The sequence below is a fragment of the Bacteroides sp. NSJ-48 genome, from assembly GCF_014287405.1.
Classification (GTDB): Bacteria; Bacteroidota; Bacteroidia; order Bacteroidales; family Bacteroidaceae; genus Bacteroides; species Bacteroides stercoris.
The window spans coordinates 1-23,703 of sequence record NZ_JACOOD010000036.1 but is presented as its reverse complement, the minus strand read 5'-3'; the positions used below and the strand labels follow the sequence as shown (position 1 = coordinate 23,703).

At 39.1% G+C, this 23,703-nt stretch carries 22 protein-coding genes and 2 pseudogenes; 6 read left to right on the top strand and 18 right to left on the bottom strand.

All coding sequences use genetic code 11. The features are described 5' to 3' along the window. Nucleotides 1-3: 3 nt before the first annotated feature. The 5 genes from cysC to H8S52_RS14830 all read right to left on the bottom strand — a co-directional run bounded on the left by cysC (nt 4) and on the right by H8S52_RS14830 (nt 4,253). Complete coding sequence (cysC, locus tag H8S52_RS14850; protein ID WP_005654989.1) at nt 4-606, bottom strand: adenylyl-sulfate kinase; 603 nt, start codon at nt 604-606, stop codon at nt 4-6. A 7-nt stretch (nt 607-613) separates the two neighbouring features. Then, entirely contained in the window at nt 614-2,167 is a 1,554-nt protein-coding gene (locus H8S52_RS14845) for an SLC13 family permease (RefSeq protein WP_186910117.1), read from the bottom strand. Between the two features lie 16 nt (nt 2,168-2,183). Continuing rightward, on the bottom strand, nt 2,184-2,999 hold the full coding sequence (gene cysQ, locus H8S52_RS14840; protein WP_117986159.1) for a 3'(2'),5'-bisphosphate nucleotidase CysQ: 816 nt from the start codon (nt 2,997-2,999) through the stop codon (nt 2,184-2,186). 248 nt (nt 3,000-3,247) lie between these two features. After that, nucleotides 3,248-3,751: an SPOR domain-containing protein gene (locus H8S52_RS14835; RefSeq protein WP_186910116.1), complete on the bottom strand. Its 504-nt coding sequence runs from the start codon at nt 3,749-3,751 to the stop codon at nt 3,248-3,250. A gap of 49 nt (nt 3,752-3,800) precedes the next feature. Then, nucleotides 3,801-4,253: a lipocalin-like domain-containing protein gene (locus tag H8S52_RS14830; protein ID WP_165438848.1), complete on the bottom strand. Its 453-nt coding sequence runs from the start codon at nt 4,251-4,253 to the stop codon at nt 3,801-3,803. A 201-nt stretch (nt 4,254-4,454) separates the two neighbouring features. Between H8S52_RS14830 and H8S52_RS14825 the strand changes: the two genes are divergently transcribed. From H8S52_RS14825 to H8S52_RS14815, 3 genes are read left to right on the top strand one after another with little or no spacing between them, the layout of a single operon-like run. Then, nucleotides 4,455-4,664, top strand: a complete 210-nt coding sequence (locus tag H8S52_RS14825; protein ID WP_005654976.1) for a YtxH domain-containing protein — start codon at nt 4,455-4,457, stop codon at nt 4,662-4,664. 29 nt (nt 4,665-4,693) lie between these two features. Beyond that, complete coding sequence (locus tag H8S52_RS14820; protein ID WP_005654975.1) at nt 4,694-5,056, top strand: phage holin family protein; 363 nt, start codon at nt 4,694-4,696, stop codon at nt 5,054-5,056. Nucleotides 5,057-5,062: 6 nt separating this feature from the next. Further along, nucleotides 5,063-5,323 carry a hypothetical protein gene (locus tag H8S52_RS14815; protein ID WP_005654973.1) on the top strand — a complete coding sequence of 87 codons (261 nt, stop codon included), beginning with the start codon at nt 5,063-5,065 and terminating at the stop codon, nt 5,321-5,323. 159 nt (nt 5,324-5,482) lie between these two features. On the opposite strand, the pseudogene H8S52_RS14810 reads toward H8S52_RS14815, so the two are convergent. The 13 genes and pseudogenes from H8S52_RS14810 to H8S52_RS14750 all read right to left on the bottom strand — a co-directional run bounded on the left by H8S52_RS14810 (nt 5,483) and on the right by H8S52_RS14750 (nt 19,722). Beyond that, a pseudogene (locus tag H8S52_RS14810) lies at nt 5,483-5,739 on the bottom strand (hypothetical protein). Beyond that, nucleotides 5,740-6,756, bottom strand: a pseudogene (locus H8S52_RS20010) (glycosyltransferase family 4 protein); the annotation flags it as partial. 98 nt (nt 6,757-6,854) lie between these two features. After that, on the bottom strand, nt 6,855-7,829 hold the full coding sequence (locus H8S52_RS14800; protein WP_182411372.1) for a glycosyltransferase: 975 nt from the start codon (nt 7,827-7,829) through the stop codon (nt 6,855-6,857). Beyond that, nucleotides 7,826-8,968, bottom strand: coding sequence for a hypothetical protein (locus tag H8S52_RS14795; RefSeq protein ID WP_117986211.1), 1,143 nt, complete (start codon nt 8,966-8,968; stop codon nt 7,826-7,828). Before H8S52_RS14795 ends, H8S52_RS14800 begins: the two co-directional genes overlap by 4 nt. Before the next feature lie 11 nt (nt 8,969-8,979). Further along, a complete protein-coding gene (locus H8S52_RS14790) occupies nt 8,980-10,926 on the bottom strand; it encodes a hypothetical protein (protein ID WP_117986210.1) in 1,947 nt (648 codons plus the stop codon). Further along, the gene (locus H8S52_RS14785) at nt 10,923-12,095 is read right to left on the bottom strand and encodes a glycosyltransferase (RefSeq protein ID WP_117986209.1); all 1,173 of its coding nucleotides are present in this window, start codon (nt 12,093-12,095) and stop codon (nt 10,923-10,925) included. Before H8S52_RS14785 ends, H8S52_RS14790 begins: the two co-directional genes overlap by 4 nt. 3 nt (nt 12,096-12,098) lie before the next feature. Beyond that, nucleotides 12,099-12,914: a glycosyltransferase family 2 protein gene (locus tag H8S52_RS14780; RefSeq protein WP_117986208.1), complete on the bottom strand. Its 816-nt coding sequence runs from the start codon at nt 12,912-12,914 to the stop codon at nt 12,099-12,101. Nucleotides 12,915-13,474: 560 nt separating this feature from the next. Continuing rightward, a complete protein-coding gene (gene gmd / locus H8S52_RS14775) occupies nt 13,475-14,566 on the bottom strand; it encodes a GDP-mannose 4,6-dehydratase (protein WP_117985387.1) in 1,092 nt (363 codons plus the stop codon). A gap of 7 nt (nt 14,567-14,573) precedes the next feature. Next, a complete protein-coding gene (locus tag H8S52_RS14770; RefSeq protein ID WP_117985388.1) occupies nt 14,574-15,899 on the bottom strand; it encodes a lipopolysaccharide biosynthesis protein in 1,326 nt (441 codons plus the stop codon). A gap of 20 nt (nt 15,900-15,919) precedes the next feature. Further along, a complete protein-coding gene (locus tag H8S52_RS14765) occupies nt 15,920-16,555 on the bottom strand; it encodes a sugar transferase (protein WP_118940225.1) in 636 nt (211 codons plus the stop codon). Between the two features lie 53 nt (nt 16,556-16,608). Continuing rightward, complete coding sequence (locus tag H8S52_RS14760) at nt 16,609-17,070, bottom strand: UpxZ family transcription anti-terminator antagonist (protein WP_117985390.1); 462 nt, start codon at nt 17,068-17,070, stop codon at nt 16,609-16,611. A gap of 46 nt (nt 17,071-17,116) precedes the next feature. Continuing rightward, a complete protein-coding gene (locus tag H8S52_RS14755) occupies nt 17,117-17,668 on the bottom strand; it encodes a UpxY family transcription antiterminator (RefSeq protein WP_005654952.1) in 552 nt (183 codons plus the stop codon). A 1,079-nt stretch (nt 17,669-18,747) separates the two neighbouring features. Further along, nucleotides 18,748-19,722 (bottom strand): type I phosphomannose isomerase catalytic subunit, encoded by a 975-nt coding sequence (locus H8S52_RS14750; RefSeq protein WP_117954816.1) that lies wholly within the window; start codon nt 19,720-19,722, stop codon nt 18,748-18,750. A 201-nt stretch (nt 19,723-19,923) separates the two neighbouring features. Between H8S52_RS14750 and H8S52_RS14745 the strand changes: the two genes are divergently transcribed. From H8S52_RS14745 to galK, 3 genes are read left to right on the top strand one after another with little or no spacing between them, the layout of a single operon-like run. Continuing rightward, on the top strand, nt 19,924-21,021 hold the full coding sequence (locus H8S52_RS14745; protein WP_186910127.1) for an aldose epimerase family protein: 1,098 nt from the start codon (nt 19,924-19,926) through the stop codon (nt 21,019-21,021). A 46-nt stretch (nt 21,022-21,067) separates the two neighbouring features. Beyond that, complete coding sequence (locus H8S52_RS14740; RefSeq protein WP_186910115.1) at nt 21,068-22,378, top strand: MFS transporter; 1,311 nt, start codon at nt 21,068-21,070, stop codon at nt 22,376-22,378. A 55-nt stretch (nt 22,379-22,433) separates the two neighbouring features. Next, nucleotides 22,434-23,588: a galactokinase gene (gene galK / locus H8S52_RS14735; RefSeq protein WP_186910114.1), complete on the top strand. Its 1,155-nt coding sequence runs from the start codon at nt 22,434-22,436 to the stop codon at nt 23,586-23,588. Nucleotides 23,589-23,703: the final 115 nt, after the last annotated feature.

Below are 23,703 nucleotides of genomic sequence, written 5' to 3'. Positions count from 1 at the left end.
ATATTATTTCTTCTGAATTCTCGGTAAAATTAATTCCAATAATTTATTGACGGATTCTTCCAGGCTCAACGCAGATGTATCCAGTGTCAATGCCGGATGTGCAGGAGCCTCGAATGGTGCGGAAATACCCGTGAAGTTTTTAATTTCTCCGCGGCGTGCCTTTGCATACAAGCCTTTTACATCCCTGCGTTCGCATTCCTCAATGGGCGTACTGACGTACACTTCCAGAAAATCATCCTTCCCGATAATATTCGCCGCCATTTCGCGGATGTCGTTGCTGGGACTGATAAAGGCTGCAATCGTTATAATGCCCGTATCTACAAACAATTTGGAAACCTCGGCTATACGGCGGATGTTCTCTATGCGGTCGGCTTCCGTAAAGCCCAAATTGTTATTAATGCCGCTGCGGATATTGTCTCCGTCCAAAATACGGCAAAGCAATCCGCGTTTATGCAACTCACGTTCCAAAGCGATAGCTATCGTACTCTTACCCGACCCGCTCAGCCCGGTAAACCAAATCATCACGCTATGTTGTTTCAGAAGCTCTTCTTTGTCTTGCCTCGACAACATTCTGTCAAAAATAGGATATATATTATTTTCTGTCATAATTCAATCAAAATGGCCATATTAAGGGAATAAGGAATATGGATATAAGAAAAGTGATAATATTCAACGGAAGTCCGATGCGGACGAAATCCGTAAATTTATAATTGCCGATACCTTGTACTATCAGGTTGGTCTGATAACCGATAGGCGTCGAGAAACTTGCCGATGCAGCCATACAGATAACCACAAAGAAAGGCGTCGGACTTACGCCCAGTTGCGATGAAATGGAAAGCGCCAACGGAAAAGCAAGTGCAGCGGCGGCATTATTCGTTATCAGTTCGGTAAACAGGTTTGTAATGACAAACATAACAGCCAGCAATACCGCAGGCCCGTAATGTTCCGTCAGTCCGATGATGTATTCGGCCACGGCATCCGCCACTCCGGAGTTTACCATTGCCTTGCTGATGGCAAAAGCACAGGCAATCGTTATCAGGATATCCCACGATATATATTTGGTATATTTACGGGCCGGAAAGATTTTTGTCCATGCCATTAGAATGGTCGTAACGGACACGAAAAAGAACATATCCAGTTTGATATCCGGAAAAGCCTCTTTCACTGCAGGCAGTTCGCCAACCGTAGCTCCGGTTATCATCAGAATCAGCAGGGCAAGGGCAAACCAACGTTTGCCTTTACTTGCAACAGGCTCCGTATCCTTACCGTTGGCAAGCATCACGAAGACAGAAGATTCACCCCACGTCTGCACAAAAGAATCATCAGCCATTACCACTAAAGTATCACCTTCCCGGAAATACTCATTCTCCAAATCCTGCACATAACTCTGGCCGTTACGCTTTATCTCTTTCACTTCAGCGCCATAATGACGTTTAAAGTTAAAATCCTTCAGTTTCTTGTTGATACCCGGAAAACGAGGACCCAAGACAGCCTCTACCCTATGCAGATCACTATGTTCTTCCGGTTCATCATCCGGTTTCACCGCATCTTTACGGACATCGGGCAATAGTCTGGAAGAAAACAGAAACAGATAGATAATACCGGTTATTGCAATAAAAATACCGACTTTCCCAAGTTCAAACATAGTAAATCCCTCATAACCAGCATCCAGTATCATACCGTGTACCACCAGATTGGTGGAAGTGCCGATTAAAGTACAGATACCTCCCAGAATCGTCACATAGGACAAAGGAATCAGAAATTTAGTAGCCGGAAGCTTTACCGACTCAGCCCAACGTTTTATAATCGGAGCAAAAATTACAACGACAGGAGTATTATTCAAGAAAGCCGAAATAAAGGAAATCGTAGGCAGCATTCGGAGTTGCGCTTTGAAAACGGTGGTTTTACCTTGTGGCAGGAGTTTCTTGATAAGCTGCCCCAACGCACCGGACTGGCGAATCCCCTCACTGACCAGAAACAGCATGGCAACCGTAATCATACCCTTATTGCTAAATCCTTCCAGCATTTCTTTAGGTGTCAGGATTCCAGCACAGAGAAACAGTACCACCACCGAAAAGAGCACCATCCCCGGACGCATTTTATCCAGAACCAGGGCTATCACCATGCCCAGCAACGCTAAAAGCACAAATATGATTTCAAACGTCATATATACGAGTCGTTATTTAATTACGCCTGGGCTCTACTATAAACCAAGGATTCAACAAATCTTCCTTATTGTACTGTAGCGGTTCTTCTTTTCCGGCCTGATATACTTCCATACCAGCAGCACGTGCAATGGCATGCCCTGCTGCCGTATCCCATTCCATGGTGGGAGCAAAACGGGGATATACATCCGCCTTACCTTCCGCCACCAGACATATTTTAATGGAACTTCCACTGGAAATCAATTCTACATCCGAGTGGCAATGCTTCATCTTTTCAATGTAATCTTCAGTTTCGGGAGACAGATGTGAGCGGGATGCTACAATTACAAATTTATCGTGATCATCCTTAATCGGCAAATGAACGGCTTTCGCTATCAACTCTTCCAACGACGCTCCGCTGCGAGCTGTAAAATCCGAAAGTTTGTAAGCACCTAATGTTTCTTCTGCAAAATAAAGCTCCCGCTTTACCGGAAGGTATATAACCCCCATTACCGGAACGGAATTACGAACCAAAGCGATATTAACGGTAAACTCGCCATTCCGTTTGATAAACTCTTTGGTACCATCCAGAGGGTCTACAATCCATAAAGTAGTCCATGCACATCGCTCTGTATAGGGCAAATGCTTTCCCTCCTCGCTCAATAATGGATAAGGCTTTTTTTGCAGATAGCCGGCAATAGCCGCATGCGCTTTCTTATCAGCAATCGTCAAAGGAGAATTATCCGCTTTCTTTTCTATTTGAAAATCTGAGGTCGGATCGTTGTAAATAGAGAGGATATCTTTGCCGGCACAAAGTGCTGCATCAATCGCATCAAGTATATATTGTCGTTCCATATTGTATTCTCAAAATATATAAGGTGCAAAATTAAAAACTTTTTTACCGCCAAAAGTTTTTAATTTTGTTTTATAACTTCTTTTAAACGAAAAAGAGATATTTATAAGTACTTTTCACAATCACCCAAAACAGAGTTTTCATAATCATTTTCAACAGATTATGAAAAAGGCAGTAACTTCCCAGTTACCGCCCTATCTTGAAAGGAGGGAAATACCCCTTTCTTATGAATTACCAAAAAGAATTCAAATTAATTAATGCGATACAGCAGCCAAGCACCCTGGAAATCCTGACGGTTAGAGTATTTAGCCTTGAAAGCATCGCGAGCGCTGGCAGCAGAGTTTCTGTCTGCATATGTACTTACGATTACACGATACATAGCGGCGTCTGCATTAAATGCAATGACAGCATTATAACCTTCCTTATCCAAGAAGTTTTTCAGGTTCTCCGCATTGGCTTTCACACCGAAGCTACCGCATACAACACTATAATCTTTCAGTCCGTCAGCACCTGATACCACCGTCACTTTCTCTTCACGGATCGTACCTACCGGTGCACTTTCTACAACCTTAGCTTCTACCGGAGCGCTAACCACAGGAGCAACTTCCTCTACCGGTGCAGTAGTCTGCGGTTCTGCCAGTTCCTGCTGTTTAGCCTTTTCGTATGCTTTCTTGTAAGCGCTTTCACTCGATTTACAAGAAGAGAATGCCAGTACAATACATACTCCCATTCCTAACACTGCCAATTTTTTCATCTTTTCTTTTTATTTTTTGTTAATAACTATATCTATTCTCAAATAACACTCAATATTTACGGAAAACATATTTCGTTCCTTCATAGTCCAACCGCATCTTCTTGTTTGTCAATTCTTCAACCTTGAACGTTCTCTCGCCGCTATCTCCCCAACCAAAGAACTTCTTATAGCTATCCGAATTTACAAGTTCTTCATGAACAGACTCATTTCCTGAACTATTATCCGGCCACAAAGTTATAGAAATTTCATCATCTTTCAACTTATAATAACCATAAAAAGATTCATAGCTTCCACTTTCATTCATACAATGTGCCAGAAAACTGCCTTTTTGAAAACCATAGAAGATACTGTCTACTTTCTGCACTTTACCATCGGGATACTGATATTCGCGCAACTGCCATTTTCCTACCCAGTCGGAACCGCCGTCATTCATACAAGACGCCAGTCCCAGCGCTACACACATCAAAAGCAATAGTATTGTCCCGTTCAGCAATCTTTTCATATATCTCTTTTTTGTTTAGAAAGCAAAAGTACTCCGAACCGCTTATCTTAGCCTCTCCTATGCCGTTAAATATAATTAAAATACATGTTTTATCTCTTTTTGAGGCATATATTTTCAAAAAACACGAATTAATGAACAATCATTCAAAATAAATTGTTAGCTTTGTCATATTAGACCTAATAAAAAGAAAGGAGTATTATTATGAAAGGATTAAATGTTTTAGCAGCTTTTTTGGGTGGTGCAGCGGTAGGTGCTGCCATCGGTATTTTGTTTGCCCCGGAAAAAGGAGAAGATACGCGTCACAAGATTGCGGAAATCCTTCGCAAGAAAGGTATCCGGTTGAACCGTAATGAAATGGAAAACCTCGTTGATGAAATTGCAGCAGAACTGAAAGGCGAAGCAAACGAATAAATCAAACCACATTTCAAAACAAAGCCACTATGTTTGCAGATGACAACAGTATTGAGAATATCCAGCAGCTATTTTTCGATTTCAAGAAATATCTGGAACTACAAAAGAAATATACCCAACTGGAAGTAGCGGAGAAATTAACCATATTGCTCTCAACGCTTATACTTGTATTGTTGGTCGTCATCCTCGGCATGGTGGCTTTGTTTTATCTCTCCTTTACCCTGGCCTACATACTAGACCCCATAGTAGGCGGATTAATGGTAAGTTTTGCCATGATAAGCTGCTTCCATATTTTATTGATTGCGTTAATTGTTGCGTTCCGCAAAAAAATCATTATTAATCCAATGACCAAATTCATTGCCGGATTATTCATAGATAACAATAAAAACTAAAATATCATGGATATGAATGATACCGTCCAGACAGAGATTCTTACACTGGAAGACCTCCAACGACAAAAGGCCGAAGCATTAGAAGAATTACGTGCCCAAAAGCAGGTCATGAATGATACCGCCCGGAACTTATTTGCCCCGATAGCCCCTGCTGCAAATAAAGGAACGGCTATCATGCGTGCATTTAATACCGGTATGGCTGTATTCGACGGAGCCATGCTTGGAATAAAACTGATGAAAAAAGTCAGAAAAATATTCAGACGCTGAAAATCAACCAAGCTATAAAGGAATATTCGATAAATATCCCTACGTAAATATACAGTTTTCATTTACAAGTTCTGATATAATCAGTAAAAACAGCCGAAATCACTTAGAAAAAGTAATTCCAGCTGTGTCTAAAACTAAGTAACCACTGTTACCTATCATTTATTCAACTTTCTTTTTACGAACTATCAATGGAGCTCCCAGTTCTTCACACTCTACCACCTTAAGAAAACCACTCTGCTTCAGTTCGAACAAGGCAAGGTATATATGTAATTTGTCAGCGTTGGAGTTCTGAATGATATCATCCACTGAAATAGTATCCATTAAAGAGATGAGATAATCTACTATTTTTAATTATCAATAATTTTATAATTCAATTCATATTCTTTCTGATATAATTTGCGATAAGCTTGTACCATTTTTTCTGATGAATATAGTGACACGACCCGCTTATGTGCATTTTTCCCTAATTCTGTTCTCCATTCTGGATGTTCTATTAGATAAATCAAATTTGCAGCAAAAGTCTCTGGATCTCTCGGATTACATAATAATCCAGTCATGTTATCAACAATAACCTCGGGGATTCCTTCTACATTTGTAGTAACTGAAGGTAGATTATAATACCCAGCTTCCAGAAAAATGAGTCCAAAAGACTCATAAATAGAAGAAAGGGCAAAAATGTCATGAGTTTGATAAAAATCAGATACATTATTTTGCCACCCTGCCAATGTTACATTATTCCTAAGATTCACTTGTTTGATAAACTCCTCACACTCATCATATTTTTCCCCATCACCTACTAATGTAAAATGGGTCTTGGGATATTTCCCTATAACTATTTTAGCAGCTCGCAGTAAAGTCAAAGGATCTTTTGGTATGTCCAATCTACCAACAAAAAGAATACTGATATTTTCTTTCTCTCTTTTGTCTTTCAAAGCAGGTAAAGCAGAGAAGTCTATCCCATTATAGATAGTAATCACTTTCCTTCCAAACCAGCTAAAATATTTCTTATAATACTGATTCACAAGTACAATCTTGTCACAAAACAAAGAAGCGAACATTTCGCAAACCCAGTAGAATTGCCATCGTGGAAACTTTACATAATTATGGAAGGCCAAACCGTGCACGGTATGAACAACCAATGGAACACTAGCCAAAGTCGCTGCAATCCGCCCTATAATCCCAGGTTTGGTAGAATGAGTGTGAACGATATCGAACTTTTCTTTCTTGCATAATCGGTATAATTCAACGGTAGCCGAGAAATCTTTCAGGCCAATATTACGTTTCAATTTATCAGAGAAAACGACCTTTACTCCGACCTGTTCAAACCTGCGTACACATTCGGTCTTATCCCCACAATCTTTTACATTACTGAATAGTACCCATTTTTCATAACATTCATCGGGCAAAGATTTTAATATTTCCAACGCTACCATCTGTGATCCTGCCAGTTTTGGCAAGACTAGTATATGCAATATCTTTTTCTTCACAAGTTTACAGTATTAAATATAGACAAGTATCTCTTCAAAATAAATTATAGCAGTTTCTCCAACATGCTCTTTGCATACGCTTCATCGTAATGAGTGAAACCTGACGGACAGCATTTCTCTACCAAACTTTTGTATGCATCTTCCAATTCGGAATACGTAAGTCCGTCCAATACGAAATCGGTTATCGTATTCTTTACGGCAAGTATAGCCGTATCCGTATCCACTGCTTCCACCAATGCCATCGGCAACATTTCTTTCTTATACTTTGAAGGAAAGAAATAGATATCAGACGCAATTAAGTACCGTTCAACATCATTTATAAACCCGATCCTAATAATATTTGAACCTTTGTATTCATCCAAAAGGTAGGATTCAGGTCCATCACCTACAACAAGGAAAATTATATTATTATTATCACTCAACATACCTGCAAGTTCCAGACAATCTTCCAAACCCTTTCCTTTTCTAAATACGGCAGAAAACATAACCACAGTCTGTTGCTGCGGCAGATTAAGTTCATCGCGTACCTGCTTACGTATATCGGCATATGCATCGCGACTATATTTAGCCATGTAGAAATTGACAATAAAAGAAACCGGTATCTTAATGTATTTACCAACTATTTTTTCTGTTATCGGTGTAATTCGTATAAAATCCGTACATAACCAGTTTATCAGGATTGAAAGAATACGGAACTTTACTTCAGAATAAAACAAATGTTGTATATAGACTACCCTTGTTTTCCGGCGTTTCAACTTCCTAATGTACGGTAATAAGCGAAACAAATTTTTACTACTATGGATAAATACATAGTCAGTAGAGTCCAATAGACTTCCTGTTATTTGTTTCTCAATACAAATACCTTGTTCCTGTAACATCCGCTTATATTCCGCCGAGGAATCCATAGCAACAAAAGTAGAGCTGACCCCCAAATTGCTGAGGACTTTCGCATAATTGTAGGCCACGTTCTCGGCCCCTCCATGTTTTAAAGTTTCAAGAAGATGAATAGCTTGTTTCATGAGCTTATAATAGTTAAGATAAACAGCAGCGATATTGTAAACAGCCATATCCGGAATTGCTTCCTATTCATCTTTCTGATGAATAGTTCTTTCCCTATGAGTGTGCTTAAGAATAGAGAGGTGATGATAATCGCTCGTTGCCGGATGTCGGCAGAGCCATATATTATTACATAGCATAATAATTGGCTGCAAGCCAACAATAACAGAAAACACTTTGCCACAGACTTTTTAAGAGACCGGATACATTCCTTAAAGTTCAAAAGTAAATAAGACATCCAGTAAGCAAAAGCCGCATAATAGCAGCAATGTAAAATAGCATAAAACACTCCTTGCTCTTTCAAGAATGGCTGGGCAAAGAATCTATCGGCAAAGAAATAATGCATAGGGGTAGGACCCGCTAAGACCTTAACAATAGCTACCGGTGCACTTGCCCGTCCCTCTTGCACGGATGAATCATCGGCAAAAGCATCCATTACCCCTTGTATAAACTCCCTTTTCTCATATAATACCAAGGCAGCCGCAACGATACTTCCATACAATAAGACTTGTTTCAAGGTGGCAGATTTAAGTTTAAACCAGAATGGAATAAATGTTATGGGAAGTGCCATACCGATAAATGGACGCACCCAAGCGATGGTGCTTATTGCTACAAATATAATGATACACTGTATCCATGCCCTCCTGCTCTTATCCAGTAGTATATAGCCCACCAAACTGAATATTAGTATTAAGTTATCCTTGAATAAGTTGGTAGTAGTATATATTAAAGCGTGAAACAGTACGAAGAAAATAAGATTCTCTTTTTTCTTCACAATGATATCTAGCAGAAAAAAAATAATCACACATTGCCCCCATACCGCAAATAAAGAATTATAAACAGGAAAAGATATAATGCGCAGAGCAAGAGGATATTGATAGAAAGTATAATTCCTAATATCATCGGTAGCCTTAAAAGCCGAATAGTATAAATCCGTATCCGAAGGAAGCGATATATTTGCTTTATACTGCACATCAATGCCGTTACATATAAACAGGGCTATCGCAAGGAAGCAGACAAAATGAAAAGCCGATAAATATCCAATGGACTTATGCTTTATTGAATAAAAAACGCTGACGAGAAAAAGTAGAATAATGAGCATGTACAGAGTCGTTATGCCTTCAGACGATTTATCAGTTTCTTGACCAAGTTCATATCAAGCATAGCGATAATAGGTCTACGCAGGAAAGGGAAAGACAATATCAGTGTCCCTCTAATCCATTCAAATCTTTGTATAAGTTTCTTCCGATTAAAGATAAGGTAGAACATATCTTTGAATGTCAAACGAGTAACAATCGGTCGATAGGTGTAATTTCCATTACTAAAATATATCGTCCTAAGAAATTTCAAATAGGAATATCGGGGAGAATGGGCGAAAGCAGCCAGCTTCTTTATTGCAACATCTATTACCTTGTCATTATATAAATAAAGTCTGTTCTTTATATACATATCGGTATATAAACCTACAAGATGTTCATGCAAATATGAAATTCCTTTAGCCAATCGTTCATTCTCTTTCATTCCAAAAATCGGTATGACTTTTTTATTTGCATCCCATTGATAAGCCTCCGTCCTCCCTTGTGTAGTGATAGAAAAATACTGCTCTAATATTCCACTAATTTCAGCAATAGAGCCTAAATGGATATTGATAGAATAACGTTCTTCAAATAATAAGGCAAAATAATCATCCGCAGGCTTCCAGTCAACTCTGTTCTTCATGACTTCCAGATAATAGCCAAAAACAGAGTTGTGATGTGAATCACTCAATATACGGTTTATGATTACATGCGATTTTCTTGTTCCTCTCAAATCTACAATGCCCGATGTAGATGTACACGTAGCTAACCCGACTTGTTGCCAATATGCAATCAACCTCCTGCGTTGTTCTTCTTTTATATTCTGCATATACTTTACAAAGTCTATACATTCAAAAGCCTTTCGCAATATGCGCTCAGATTCTACCAGTGATAACGAACGCTCAGGGTTAATTTCCTTAAGAATATCTATATCAGGAATTTGTTCTATCTCAATACCGGCCTTTTCAAAAATCTCCCTTAAGGATTCCTCCCCCCGCAACTGTAAGAAGGCAAGGAACGAATCACAATCAAGCTTTCCTAATCCGGGGAAGTACAAAACTTTTCTTGAGACATAGATATATTCAATTTTTATATCTGGGAAATGGTCTATATATTTTTCTGCTATTTTATATAATAGATAGCCGTCTCTTGCAAGAAAGAACAGTTGGGTGATATTCCTCTTCTGTGCATCTTCCAATATTTTCCAGACAAATGACGTATAAAGAGGAGCTATATACTCAATTGCAAACTCAGTTTGAGCATTATTGTACCCTTCTCCTAAACGTATAGCCCTTGACATGCCGGCCATAATCTGGTTCACACAGAAGAAAGGGCTAAACTCTGTTTTTATCAAGGAAACTTCTGACTTTATAAACGAATATCTCACCCTATGAGGAATTATCCCCTTTCTCAACGCAACTCCAAAATCACTATAAATATTATCTCCATAATGATGCCATTGCCTTGTTCTTTTTGCAGGATGGACTACACAATTATACAAAGTCCCACTATGTTTGGTCTTTCCCCATGAGGATGATAAGTACAAAGTATCTCCCTCCTTCCAGAAACCATGCAAACATAACAGTTCCAAGATAAAGCTCTCCGGAAGATACATATCAGAAATAAAGGCTACGGAGATACCCTGATTGTGTAAGCCGGTAATCTTATCCAGCATTTTCTTCACAGGATAAAGCAGTTCCTTTTCCAATTTCATTTCTTCAACGGCAATAGCCTCATTTTCCGTTAAAGTCAATCCGTTGAAGTCACAAAAAGAATAAATCTCGTCCAATGTGACTTCTTCTCTCGCTGAACTCATCCTTGCCTTTGTCTCTGCTTCTCTCCTTATTCTGGCAAACTCTATGTAATGACTAACGGTATCATTATTTCCCAAAACACGATATGCCAACAAGTCAAATACGATAGCCGGTTGCCCACAAGACCTTACCAGGCAAGTATCAAATATATCAAAAGAAAACGACTTCATTTCTCAAAAACTTTTGTCCACTTTTTAATAATAGCTTCGGGCAAAAAGCGTTGACTATCCTCTATTCCTCTTTGAGCCATCGCCAACCTAAGCGAGTTATCACCTATCAGTTGCCGTAGCTTCTTCACATATTGATTTATATCATTGGATGCAATAATATAACCATCCTTTCCATCATTAATTATATCTTGTACGGAAGTAAATGCTATGGATGACATAGCCATAGGTACACATCCCATTTGCTTTGCCTCTATCAAGGTCATACTAAGACCTTCGGAAGGGGAAGTCATTATCAAAATAGAAGAATTCCTATAAAAATCAACAGGATTTTGATGGCCGTAAAAATGCACATTTTTGATATCTTCTCTACGTACCATGTCCAAATAGAAATCCAAGTCATCACCGTAGCCCACTATATCCAAGCTCCATCCTTCATATCCATATTCTTCTAACTTCTTCCAGATTTCCAATGATGTCCCTACTTTTTTCTGCTCCTCCTTTAGTCTTGAAACAATCAAAACGCTCTTTTTTTTCTCTTTTAAATCAATATCAAGGTTCAGGTTAAACGAAAGAGGATTGGGAATATAGTCTATTGTATCCACCTCTTTTACATGATAATACTTGACTATTGAATCAATGTGGCTTTGTGATAGAAAAACTAATTTGTCATTACCTTTAATAGCACGAAGAAAACGTTTTTTACGTATGTAACAAAAAAGATATTTGTATATGAAATAAAGATATCTCTTAAATAAAAATACTAAATGTTGCTTCGAAAAGAAAGGTGTTCTTACGAAAAAAGTGTCCTTGCAATATCCCGCCATAGGATCGAAATGATAGCACGTTATCAGACGAATATTCATTTTCTGTCTTATTCCATAAAAGAAATCAGATAAAGTATCTATGGTAGCAAATTGATTGACTATAATATCAATATGATTGTCTAATAAATAGTCTATCATTTTTTCCTCTGCACGTTCCTGAGTATAGTCGAATTGAAAAACACTGTCATAAAGTTCAACTCCACTCCTGTTACTAACCTCATACAAATATGCACAAGAACAACCATACCCTCTCTTTTTCAATTCTTTAGAAAGCGTATAGGTCACTCTTTCTACCCCTCCATTTTCCGGAGAAGGAGTACATGTTACATAAAAAAGAATATTCATACTCTATTTGGCTAATCTTGAAAGCTTTCGCTTATCTTGAGCAAACAATACAACCATCGCACACCTTTTTAGCCAGTTGCAGTGATTGAACAGATAAATTATCGTCTTTTTTATTAAACCCTGTTTGCTAAAAGATTTATAATCGTTTAAAATCCGTGCTGGAAACAAGTTATTCAGGATATTCTCTCTTTCTTTCTCTCTCTCTTCTATATTACTACTGACACCCGCATTATCATGCCTGCTCACTATCAAATTCAGCGGAATATAACTCGCATCTGATAATATCAATACTTGTAAATAGAATTTCCAATCAGAAACAATCTTATATTTTTCATCATAACCAATCTTCTTTAAAAGAGAACTCCGTATAAAAGAAGCTTGATGGCTTAAAGTCCCGTTGTATAAGTTCAGGAAAGACAATTCTTGAGGTGGAAACCATAAACGTTTCTTTTTAGGATAATCCATAAAGGAAATGCCGGTCATTACATCTGCTTTCTGTAGTACTTTAAAAACATTAGAAATTACATCATAATTATAGAAGTAGTCTCCCGCATTCATAAAGTTCACCCACTCCCCCGTAGCCCTTTCAATCCCCTTATTCATCGCATCATAAATCCCTCTATCTGGTTCGCTCACCCAGTAAGCAAGGTAGTCAACATAGCGATGGATGATTTCCACCGTACCATCAGTGCTCCCTCCATCAATAATGATATACTCTATGTTATGATAAGTTTGTTCAAGCACTGATTGTATGGTCTTCTCAAGCGTGTCTACTGCATTATAGCAGACGGTGATAACTGATATTTTAACCTCTTCCATTTTTATATTGTTTAAAAGTAACCATCTATTTTTTTTACATATCACTATAACTATCTCATTTTTTGAAATATTACAGAAATGCTAAAAATAACGAATGTTGGGATTTAACTTTTTTATTAATAAAATAAGGTAATAAGAGAGCCTTATCCACAAATTTCCTTGGAAACTTCTGTATAAGTTCACCTAAAGTATAATTACTCCATTGGCATCACAGATTTTATCATCATTAACCACCGTGGCTAGAATAACATAGACTATCGCTTCTATGTGACGAGTTACGGAGAAATTTACTTAGACGACTGACAAAGAAAATCAAAGTGTAAATCGGCACTCCATAGACATCTGCTACGCAGGCGGGCTTACTACCTCAGACACACACGTTACTGCAAAAAGTGTCACAAGTAACACTATTAAAGACGTTGAAACAATTTTTCCAAAATGTTGATTGTAAGATATCATAACTTGAATCCGATGAAATCGTCCCTTTGTTTTGATGCAATAAGAGAATACAAGAGGGGCACCCCCTATATTATTTCAGATATATACACGACCTATAAAAGTTATTTCACAATACCTTTCTCCAAATACTCGACAAGATTAGTCTTGATATGACCAGCAACACATTCTAAAGCAACTTTTTCCATATCGTGTGTCACCATGATACGTACCAATTCTTCAAAAGAAGTCTTCTGTGGATTCCATCCCAACTCTTTATGGGCTTTGGCAGGATTTCCCCATAGATTTACGACATCTGTAGGGCGGTAGAAATCCTCAGAAACTTCAATTAGAACACGTCCAGTAGCCTTATCAACCCCTTTTTCATCCATTCCCACGCCTTGAAAATCCAGTTCGATACCTGCATACTTGAAAGCTAAATAACAAAAATCGCGAACAGAATGTTGTTCACCAGTGGCTATCACAAAATCCTCCGGCTGCTTATTTTGTAAGATAAGCCACATACACTCTACATAGTCACGAGCATATCCCCAGTCGCGTAAAGATGATAGATTTCCCAAATAAAGTTTCTCTTGTTTACCTTGCGCAATACGGGCGGCAGCCAAAGTTATCTTCCGAGTAACAAATGTTTCCCCTCGACGCTCGCTCTCATGATTAAAGAGGATACCCGAACAACAGAACATACCATAAGCTTCTCGATACTCTTTCACAATCCAATGAGCATAGAGTTTTGCCACGGCATAAGGGCTATAAGGATGAAAGGGGGTTGTTTCACTTTGCGGTACTTCCTCTACTTTTCCGTAAAGTTCGGAGGTAGAAGCCTGATATATCTTACAACTTCCTGTAAGTCCACATTGCCGTACTGCCTCCAGTACACGCAGCACCCCCGTAGCATCCACATCTGCCGTAAATTCCGGTGCATCAAAACTTACTTGTACATGGCTTTGTGCTGCCAAATTATAAATTTCTGTCGGACGGATTTTCTGTACAATCTGCATAATGCTCATAGAATCACCCAAGTCGGCATAATGTAAGTGAAAATGGGGCGTACCCTCCAAGTGAGCGATACGATCGCGATAATCTACTGACGAACGACGGATAGTACCATGTACTTCATATCCTTTTTCAAGAAGAAACTCGGCAAGGAAAGAGCCGTCTTGACCGGTGATGCCGGTAATAAGTGCTATTTGTTTCATTGAATATTTATTTTAGCCAAATACCTTTAGCTGTATTTTTTAAAATTTTCGTTATCTGTATTTTGCCTACCAAAGCTTGTAGAGCGAGTGTTATTGCAGGAACAATCAGAATCCCTTCCACACCATATAAACGGCAGAATAATGTCATAAGCGGTACTGCAATAATAGCAATCAACAGATATACAATCAACTGTAAACGCACCCTGCTTGTTCCATTGATAAGATACATATAGACATTTCCCATCGTTTGAAACAGAACATATAAAGCCATTGATATTGATAAAGATAATGGAATAGATACAGAATCTCCAATCCAATATTTATAAAAAAAATCTGAACACAAAATCATTACAACCAGAATAGGGATACACAACAGCCACATATGCTCCAACTTCTTAACCATTTTTTTCATCCAACTGAAATCTTTCTTTATATATGCATCTGTAAATGCAGACCAGAAAGGAGTTAATATAATGACTACAAGCATATTGAGAACATTAAAATACCGATATGCTATATTATATTGCGTCACTGCTTGTGGACCTTCAATACGGGAAATAATAATATTGGTAAACTGAAAGATAAACAATAGGGAAAGCATAATAATGAAAAATTGTCCTCCAAGTCCCAAAATATTTTTTATTAATGGTAAGCGTACCAAACAAATGGTAGGAGATACAATTTTATACTCCCCACATCTGAACATGAAAACAGATACTATAATCAACAATATACAAGGTATACCCATAAAGGCGAAAGCTAAAACTGTGAGACTACCCGGAACTGTTTTAGTGAAAACATAAATAACAATGAAAGCCAATACCTGTCCACCTGTCTGTATCAAAGAAGCCAAAGCTGGTTTTTGGTCGGCAGCCAACATAGTAGTAAATACACTACCCACAATATTCAGACAAAAAAAAAGGGACAATATTACGAAGACGGTACGTAATTCAGAGTTATAAACGGTGTCCACATTCAAAATACTACTCCAATCAAGAAAGAAGCTAGTGACTACCGTAATTAGAAATATACCGAAAAAAAGAATAAGAAGTACAGCATAAGTAGTACTGACATATTCTCTTGCCAATAAAGTTTCTCCACGGCTTCGCGCCTCGGAAAACCGATTGCGAAAACCATTGGCAAACCCAAAATCGAAATAAGCTAGCCAAGCGATAATAGAACTTAGCGTCAGCCAAATACCATATTGGGTAGGATTTATATAATTAATCGTCAAAGGGACAACCTGTAACGATATTAATATACTAATACCTTTTAAAAGAAACGAGACAATGATATTCTTCTTGACCGTAGTACTACGAGAGATTCCATCCATAAAACATCCAATTTCACTTATCAGAACTTTTTTCCGAACGCAATATTCATAAACGTCATAAAAAGTATCTTGGTATCAAAACCCCAAGAGCGATGCTCCAAATAAAACAAATCATAACGTAAACGACGGAGCATCTTCTCCAAAGTATCAGTATAGCCATTGTAGAGCGTAGCATACGAAGTGACTCCCGGGCGAATCTGGAATAAATAACGATAACGGGGGTCTACCTCCATGATTTGGTCGATAAAGAACTTACGCTCGGGGCGGGGGCCTATAAAGGCCATATCACCGCAGAATACATTCCAAAGCTGGGGCAGCTCGTCCAAATGGTGGTCACGAAGAAACCTGCCGACTTTCGTCATACGGGGGTCTTTTGCACCGGCATAGAGAGCAGGACCATATTTCTCTGCGTCCAGCTTCATGCTACGGAACTTATAGATATAGAAAGGGCGGCCAAACCTACCAATACGCTCCTGTTTAAAAATGGCAGGGCCACCGTCTTCACGTTTTACGGCAATATAACAAATCAAAAATAAAGGAGAAAAAACAATAAGCGCACCAAGGGCAAGCAAACAATCACCGATACGCTTCACGTTGCGCTCGAAAGCATTCATTCCATCAGGAATGAAATGATCATCTTTTTCAATCGGTTCCATAAAATAAAAAGTCTTAGTTTAGATAGTTGAATAGTTTAGGTTGATTAATGAAGTTATTCTATCACTTCATAAGGATATTGGTTTTCTTCAAAGCTCTTTAATTCTTCTATTATATCCACTTGTTCCAAAGTCAATTCTGCCTTATTCCAAGTGTCAATAATGTCGTGAGCCTGCCTTGCCAGTTCTTCATCATACACTTCGCTATAGCAATAGACAAGAAGTTGAACTTTGAGTAAAGATTCCGACAACTTAGGAAGGACTTCCCAACTACGGTCTAATACCTGTTGAATATATTTCTGTTTATGACCATTATCGTAAATGGTGGCAGCAAAAGCAGCTAAAAGACCAAGACAAAGCTCTGCTTCAGACTCTACGGTCTTGCCGCGAGTACCATAAAGTTCCAATGCCTGCTCGTAAACTTCACGATTCAAACGCGTAAATTCGTCTACATAGATAGGACTCCCGTCAAGCCCGTAAGTGAGAAGACGATGGGCTAAGGAAAATAATGAATCCATTAATTTGTGAATTATGATTTGTGAATTATAATGCTTTAAAAAAAGGTTACTCTTTTATGGGTTCTACCAAAGAAGGCGGAATAAAGGTAGTAGCTACAGCCATGACACCCTCTATATTAACCACCACACGACGGTCGTGGCGGATTCGGACAAACTCACCGATTACTCCCTCAAAAACACCACCGGTAATACGTACTTTCTGTCCCTTAACCAAATGCAATTCGGCCGGCTCTACATAAAGAACCGCTTCGTCACAATTGCCTGCCACCAAAATAAAGCTACGCATTTGCGATTCGGGAATTACAACCGGACGACAATGCTCACGATTCATAATAAAACGTATAGGCATGGACGATTCAAGTCTGTCTTTCAAAGTATCTATACGTTTACGGGTAGAGTAAACAAAAACAAGATTGTGAATAGCCGGAAGCAGTTTACGGACGCGCTTCCCCGATTTCATGATATACTCATAACGCATCGGGATGAAATTCTCAATATTCTCAGCATCCAGAATTGCTTTTAACGCTAATTCACGGCTATAAGAAACACGAATCGCAAACCAACAATTACCTCCTTCATTTTCAGCCGGTAATTGCATATCGGGGTTACATTGTAACTCGGATGATTTATTTACTGATAAACGGGACATTAATCTGTGATAATGCAAGATTTGGAATAACATGAAGCCTTGTGAAAAGGGTGTTCTTTAGGGACACCGGAGTAGCGTAATACTTACCAATCAAGTCATGTAATGCAGTTATTTCCAATAGTTTAGTTAGCATTCATATTGTTTTAGAACTTCCTACCATCACGGAAAAAGAAGTAGAAAAACAGTTATGTTAGTTTTTAGCTTATAAAAAGCTGAGAACTAATAATCTAAAAAGAGAAAGTATCTTTTAGACGTTCGTTTAAAAGACACTCTTTTTCATGAGAAGTTCAATAGACGTATTTATATAAATAATAAAGTAATAATGAGGTCTTTTGAAGCGTGGATAATAAATTGATTTAAAGTAATTTGCCTAAAAAAATAGTTTCTGCTTGGAAATATTCTTATTAAACATTTTGCCCGTTAAAAAAATAGGTTGTATCTTTGCGCACAATAAACGAACATTTAAAAAACATTTTCCCTTTTTTGGTATAGTATATTAACGACTATCACATTACCTCTTCATACACCTCTACCAAAGGAAATACATAGCTTGATTTATTGGTGTATATCACCGATAAAAATGATTTTCAGAATTAATTGTTTTTTCATCATTAATCATTATAAAGCATAAAATTAAGAAAATGATGAAAAAAGTCATAACGGAAGAAAGAAGTTTCGAAAAGATGTTTCCGCTACCCGCCCGGGACATGCCAACAATAAACAAACGCACAATTATGGCAAACCTATATCCACCTTACTGCAAATGAGAATTATAAATTCCAAAGAAATCAATGCTATTTCGCGGTTATCCGGCTATAAAAAATTAAATGGTTGCACATAGTTAAAGAATATACACCACATGCTGTAGTGAAATCGTAGCCAAAAGGAAACATCCTATTACGGCATTTGCCAAAGAGAAGAAAAAGACAGAAATTTAATATCTGGAAATTAAAAGAACATATCAAAAAAAAGAAGTTAACACCATTGGCTATATGATGTTAACTTCATTACAGTAATAATATCAACTCTTACACGTAAGTTTCAAGCAGTTTCACCCGCTGGCCTTCCGGTACGATTGTTACTTCCTGAACAGCAGCAGGCAAAAGAACCGTTTCGCCGGCACGCAAGGTAATCTCATTCTGATTGTCATCCGTCAGACGGCAAGAACCTTCCACACAGATAAAAATAACAAATGAATCCAGTTCCGAATAATCACAAGTAATCTCTTCCGTCATGTCATATACAGAAGTAGTGAAGTAAGGACTCGCTACCATCTCAACGGGTTCATTCTGTATACGTTCATATTCGGTACGGAAATCGTCTTGCACATCGGAAAAGTTAATGGCATCCATTGCCTGACTGGTATGCAATTCGCGGGATTTACCGTCCTTATCCTTACGATTGTAGTCGAAAATACGATAAGTTATGTCGGAAGTCTGTTGAATTTCCGCAACGAATGCTCCGGCGCCAATGCCATGTACACGGCCGGCAGGGACATAAAACACATCTCCCGGCTCTATGGCGCAAGTTTGAAGCACTTCGGCAAATGTTCCGTTGTGCACCCGGTCTTTATATTCCTTCGGAGTTATCTCCTCGGCAAAGCCGGAAATCAATTTTGCACCTTTATCGGCAGCAATGACATACCACATCTCATTTTTACCGAAACTGTTATGGCGTTTCTTTGCAAGTTCGTCACCCGGATGCACCTGAATGGACAAATCCAGCTTTGCATCAATAAACTTTATCAGTAGCGGGAATTTATTTCCAAACCGTGCATAGTTCGCTTCGCCCACCAACTCTTCTTTATATTTACGAACCATTTCGGGTAAAGTATACCCTTTGTCCGCACCATTGGCAACTACAGATTCACTACCTTCTACTGCTGAAACTTCCCAACTCTCACCTACATTCGGCAGAGTTTCATTCAAGTGTTTGAATGGGATAATCTTGTCGCCACCCCAAAGTGTCTGTTTCAGGATGGGCTCAAATTTTAGAGGATACATTTGTTGTTTTTAATTAGTACAATTCAATACTGTTACAATACTTTTTAGATTAACGCGACAAACATACAAAAAATATCAATTTGTATTCTAATTGTCAAACGCTAAACTTTCATAAAATGTTCCCCATATTTCCTCTCAATTACTTGGGGGAACAAAAGAATTTCTCTTTATTTGCAAGAAAATTTAAATAATACCATGAATATGACAGACACTACTCCGACAGAAAGCAACTTGTCCGGTTTGGACAGAAAAGACTTTCAAAAGAATATAAACAACAAGAAAACAGATTTATATATCCTCAAAAATGCCCAAGGCATGGAAGTGGCGGTAACCAACTATGGTTGTGCGCTTCTTTCAATCATGGTGCCCGACAAAAACGGAAAATTTGCCAATGTCATTTTAGGACATGACAGCATAGAACACGTAATAAACAGTCCCGAACCTTTCTTGAGCACCACGATAGGCCGTTATGGAAACCGAATTGCCAATGGGAAATTCACTTTATATGGCGAGGAACACCAATTGACTGTCAACAACGGTCCCAATTCACTGCACGGCGGACCAACCGGTTTCCATGCCCGCGTATGGGATGCGGTTCAGCCCAATGAATCGACCGTTATTTTCAATTATACGTCTGCCGACGGTGAAGAGGGCTTCCCCGGTACTTTAGAAGTAGAAATGACATATCGTCTGGAAGATGAAACAAATGCCTTGGTTATAGAATACCGGGCCACAACCGATAAAGCTACAGTTGTAAATTTAACCAATCACGGTTTCTTTAATCTCGCTGGTATTTCCACCCCCTCACCTACCGTTCTGAATAATATCCTTACCATCAACGCAGATTTCTATGTACCTATTGATGAGGTATCTATTCCTACGGGAGAAATCCTGAAAGTAGAAAATACACCCATGGATTTCCGTACTCCCCATACCATAGGCGAGCGTATTGACGATAAATTCCAGCAACTGGTAAACGGAGCCGGATATGACCATTGCTATGTGTTGAATAAAGCGGAAAGCGGTGAACTGAGCCTTGCCGCCACTTGTACAGAACCCGTAAGCGGGCGCACAATGGAAGTATATACTACAGAAAACGGCCTGCAACTTTATACGGGAAACTGGCTGGGAGGATTCACCGGTGCTCACGGGGCAACATTCCCCGCAAGAAGCGCTGTATGCTTTGAAGCACAATGCTTCCCCGACACTCCCAATAAGGCACATTTCCCATCGGCAGTATTGCTCCCCGGAGATGAATATCAGCAGATAACCATCTATAAGTTCGGTGTACAAGAATAAAAGAAATAACTAACCTGATTATAAACTTAATAAACAATTATTAACCATGACACAACAAAAACAGAATGGTAAACTCATCGCAATCATAACGATGATTTTCCTTTTTGGTATGATCTCATTTGTTACCAACCTGGCTGCTCCTATGGGAATTGTACTCAAAAATCAGTTTTCCGTATCCAATGCCTTAGGAATGTTAGGCAATTTCGGCAACTTCATTGCTTATGCAGTAATGGGAATACCAAGTGGTATTCTATTGCAGAAAGTAGGATATAAAAAAACAGCGCTTATCGCAGTAGCTATCGGCTTTATAGGGGTGGGTATCCAGTTCTTATCCGGACATTCCAACCCTGAAATAGCATTTGCCGTATATCTGTTCGGTGCATTCATCGCAGGGTTCTCTATGTGCTTGCTGAATACGGTCGTAAACCCGATGCTGAACAAGTTGGGCGGTGAAGGGAACAAAGGTAACCAGTTAATCCAGATCGGCGGTTCTTTCAACTCCGTAATGGCAACTATCACTCCGATGTTCGTAGGTATCCTCATTGCAGGCTCTATTGAAAAGGCTACCATCTCTCAGATATTCCCTGTAATGTACACAGCGATGGCCGTATTTGCACTTGCATTCCTCGTACTGTTGTTCGTTCCTATACCGGAGCCTAATGCTGCTACAGCAACGGAACCGATCGGCAAACTGATGTCCGGCGCTTTAAAATTCCGCCATTTCATCTTGGGAGCTATTGCAATCTTTGTATATGTAGGTATTGAGGTTGGCGTACCGGGTACACTAAACCTATTCCTGACTGACCCTGTGGAAAAAGGCGGTGCCGGTATTGCATCCACCATTTCCGGATTTGTAGTAGGTACTTACTGGTTCCTCATGCTGATAGGTCGTCTGGCAGGTGCATCATTAGGTGCTAAAGTATCCAGCAAGGCAATGCTTACATTCACTTCAGCTTTGGGTCTGTTGCTGGTATTCCTCGCTATTTTCTCCTCTACCAATTCTTTCGTAAATCTACCGGTGCTTCAGCAGAGTGCCACTGGCGGCTTATCTTTCGGACTTGCAGAGGTACCCATCAATGCTATGTATCTCGTATTAGTTGGTCTGTGTACCTCTATTATGTGGGGTGGTATCTTCAATCTGGCAGTAGAAGGTTTGGGTAAATATTTGGCAGCCGCTTCTGGTTTGTTCATGGTTTTAGTATGTGGCGGTGGTATTCTTCCCGTTATTCAAGGAGTTGTTGCAGACATGGCAGGTTTCATGGCAAGCTACTGGGTGATCATTGCAGCTCTTGCATATCTATTGTTCTATGGACTGATTGGTTGCAAAAACGTAAATAAAGACATTAAAGTCGATTGACAGACAGAACTAACAATATAGGTAATAGATTTATTCACCTTAAAAAAATAATATCATGGATATAGAATACGTAAGAAGCCGTTTCATCAAGCATTTTGACGGAACAACAGGAGCTGTTTATGCTTCCCCGGGACGAATCAACCTTATCGGCGAACATACTGACTACAACGGTGGTTTTGTATTCCCCGGAGCAATCGACAAAGGCATGATTGCAGAAGTAAAACCGAATGGAACAAACACAGTCAAAGCTTATTCCATTGATTTGAAAGATTATGTAGAATTCGGTCTTAATGAAGAAGACGCTCCCCGCGCCAGCTGGGCAAGATATATTTTCGGCGTATGCCGCGAAATGATTAAACGCGGTGTAGAAGTAAAAGGATTCAATACGGCTTTTGCTGGCGATGTTCCTCTGGGTGCAGGAATGTCCTCTTCCGCAGCCTTGGAAAGTACTTATGCTTATGCGTTGAACGATCTGTTTGGTGACAATAAAATCGACAAATTCGAATTGGCCAAGGTTGGCCAGGCTACGGAACACAACTATTGTGGCGTCAACTGCGGTATCATGGACCAATTCGCTTCCGTATTTGGCAAGAAAGGTAGTCTCATCCGTTTGGATTGCCGTTCATTGGAATACCAGTACTTCCCGTTCGAACCGAAAGGTTACCGTCTGGTACTGGTAGATTCTGTGGTAAAACACGAACTTGCTTCATCGGCATACAATAAACGTCGCCAAAGTTGCGAGGCTGCTGTTGCCGCTATCCAGAAGAAACATCCGCATGTAGAATTCCTGCGCGACTGCAACATGGAAATGCTTGAAGAAGCCAAAGCCGAAATCAGTGCAGAAGACTTTATGCGTGCAGAATATGTGATTGAAGAAATCCAACGCGTACTCGATGTTTGCGATGCTTTGGAGAAAGGCGATTACGAAACGGTAGGCCAAAAGATGTACGAAACACACCAGGGCATGAGCAAACTGTATGAAGTAAGCTGTGAAGAACTCGATTTCCTGAACGACCTTGCTTTTGACTGCGGTGTAACTGGCTCTCGCGTAATGGGTGGCGGATTCGGTGGTTGTACAATCAACCTCATAAAAGAGGAATTATATAACACATTCATAGAAAAAGCCAAAGAGGAATTTAAGAAGAAGTTCAACAGAAGTCCAAAAATTTACGATGTCGTAATCAGCGATGGTGCACGAAGACTAGAATAAGTAGGGACATTCATTAAATATTACAAAATTAGCCAACTAATTCATACACAAATTATTGCGAATTAGTTGGCTTTTTTGTATCTTTAGGTATTCCCCCGAAAACAAGGTTTGACGG

Coding starts and splice junctions, on each gene's coding strand:
- H8S52_RS14820 (WP_005654975.1), top strand. CDS start 4,694: ATGTTTGCAGATGACAACAGTATTGAGAATATCCAGCAGCTATTTTTC.
- H8S52_RS14830 (WP_165438848.1), bottom strand. CDS start 4,253: ATGAAAAGATTGCTGAACGGGACAATACTATTGCTTTTGATGTGTGTA.
- H8S52_RS14825 (WP_005654976.1), top strand. CDS start 4,455: ATGAAAGGATTAAATGTTTTAGCAGCTTTTTTGGGTGGTGCAGCGGTA.
- H8S52_RS14790 (WP_117986210.1), bottom strand. CDS start 10,926: ATGAAGTCGTTTTCTTTTGATATATTTGATACTTGCCTGGTAAGGTCT.
- cysC (WP_005654989.1), bottom strand. CDS start 606: ATGACAGAAAATAATATATATCCTATTTTTGACAGAATGTTGTCGAGG.
- H8S52_RS14740 (WP_186910115.1), top strand. CDS start 21,068: ATGACACAACAAAAACAGAATGGTAAACTCATCGCAATCATAACGATG.
- H8S52_RS14765 (WP_118940225.1), bottom strand. CDS start 16,555: ATGGAACCGATTGAAAAAGATGATCATTTCATTCCTGATGGAATGAAT.
- H8S52_RS14835 (WP_186910116.1), bottom strand. CDS start 3,751: ATGAAAAAATTGGCAGTGTTAGGAATGGGAGTATGTATTGTACTGGCA.
- cysQ (WP_117986159.1), bottom strand. CDS start 2,999: ATGGAACGACAATATATACTTGATGCGATTGATGCAGCACTTTGTGCC.
- H8S52_RS14785 (WP_117986209.1), bottom strand. CDS start 12,095: ATGAATATTCTTTTTTATGTAACATGTACTCCTTCTCCGGAAAATGGA.
- gmd (WP_117985387.1), bottom strand. CDS start 14,566: ATGAAACAAATAGCACTTATTACCGGCATCACCGGTCAAGACGGCTCT.
- H8S52_RS14750 (WP_117954816.1), bottom strand. CDS start 19,722: ATGTATCCTCTAAAATTTGAGCCCATCCTGAAACAGACACTTTGGGGT.
- H8S52_RS14745 (WP_186910127.1), top strand. CDS start 19,924: ATGACAGACACTACTCCGACAGAAAGCAACTTGTCCGGTTTGGACAGA.
- H8S52_RS14755 (WP_005654952.1), bottom strand. CDS start 17,668: ATGCAATTACCGGCTGAAAATGAAGGAGGTAATTGTTGGTTTGCGATT.
- H8S52_RS14845 (WP_186910117.1), bottom strand. CDS start 2,167: ATGACGTTTGAAATCATATTTGTGCTTTTAGCGTTGCTGGGCATGGTG.
- H8S52_RS14795 (WP_117986211.1), bottom strand. CDS start 8,968: ATGCTCATTATTCTACTTTTTCTCGTCAGCGTTTTTTATTCAATAAAG.
- galK (WP_186910114.1), top strand. CDS start 22,434: ATGGATATAGAATACGTAAGAAGCCGTTTCATCAAGCATTTTGACGGA.
- H8S52_RS14800 (WP_182411372.1), bottom strand. CDS start 7,829: ATGAAACAAGCTATTCATCTTCTTGAAACTTTAAAACATGGAGGGGCC.
- H8S52_RS14780 (WP_117986208.1), bottom strand. CDS start 12,914: ATGGAAGAGGTTAAAATATCAGTTATCACCGTCTGCTATAATGCAGTA.
- H8S52_RS14815 (WP_005654973.1), top strand. CDS start 5,063: ATGGATATGAATGATACCGTCCAGACAGAGATTCTTACACTGGAAGAC.
- H8S52_RS14770 (WP_117985388.1), bottom strand. CDS start 15,899: ATGGATGGAATCTCTCGTAGTACTACGGTCAAGAAGAATATCATTGTC.
- H8S52_RS14760 (WP_117985390.1), bottom strand. CDS start 17,070: ATGGATTCATTATTTTCCTTAGCCCATCGTCTTCTCACTTACGGGCTT.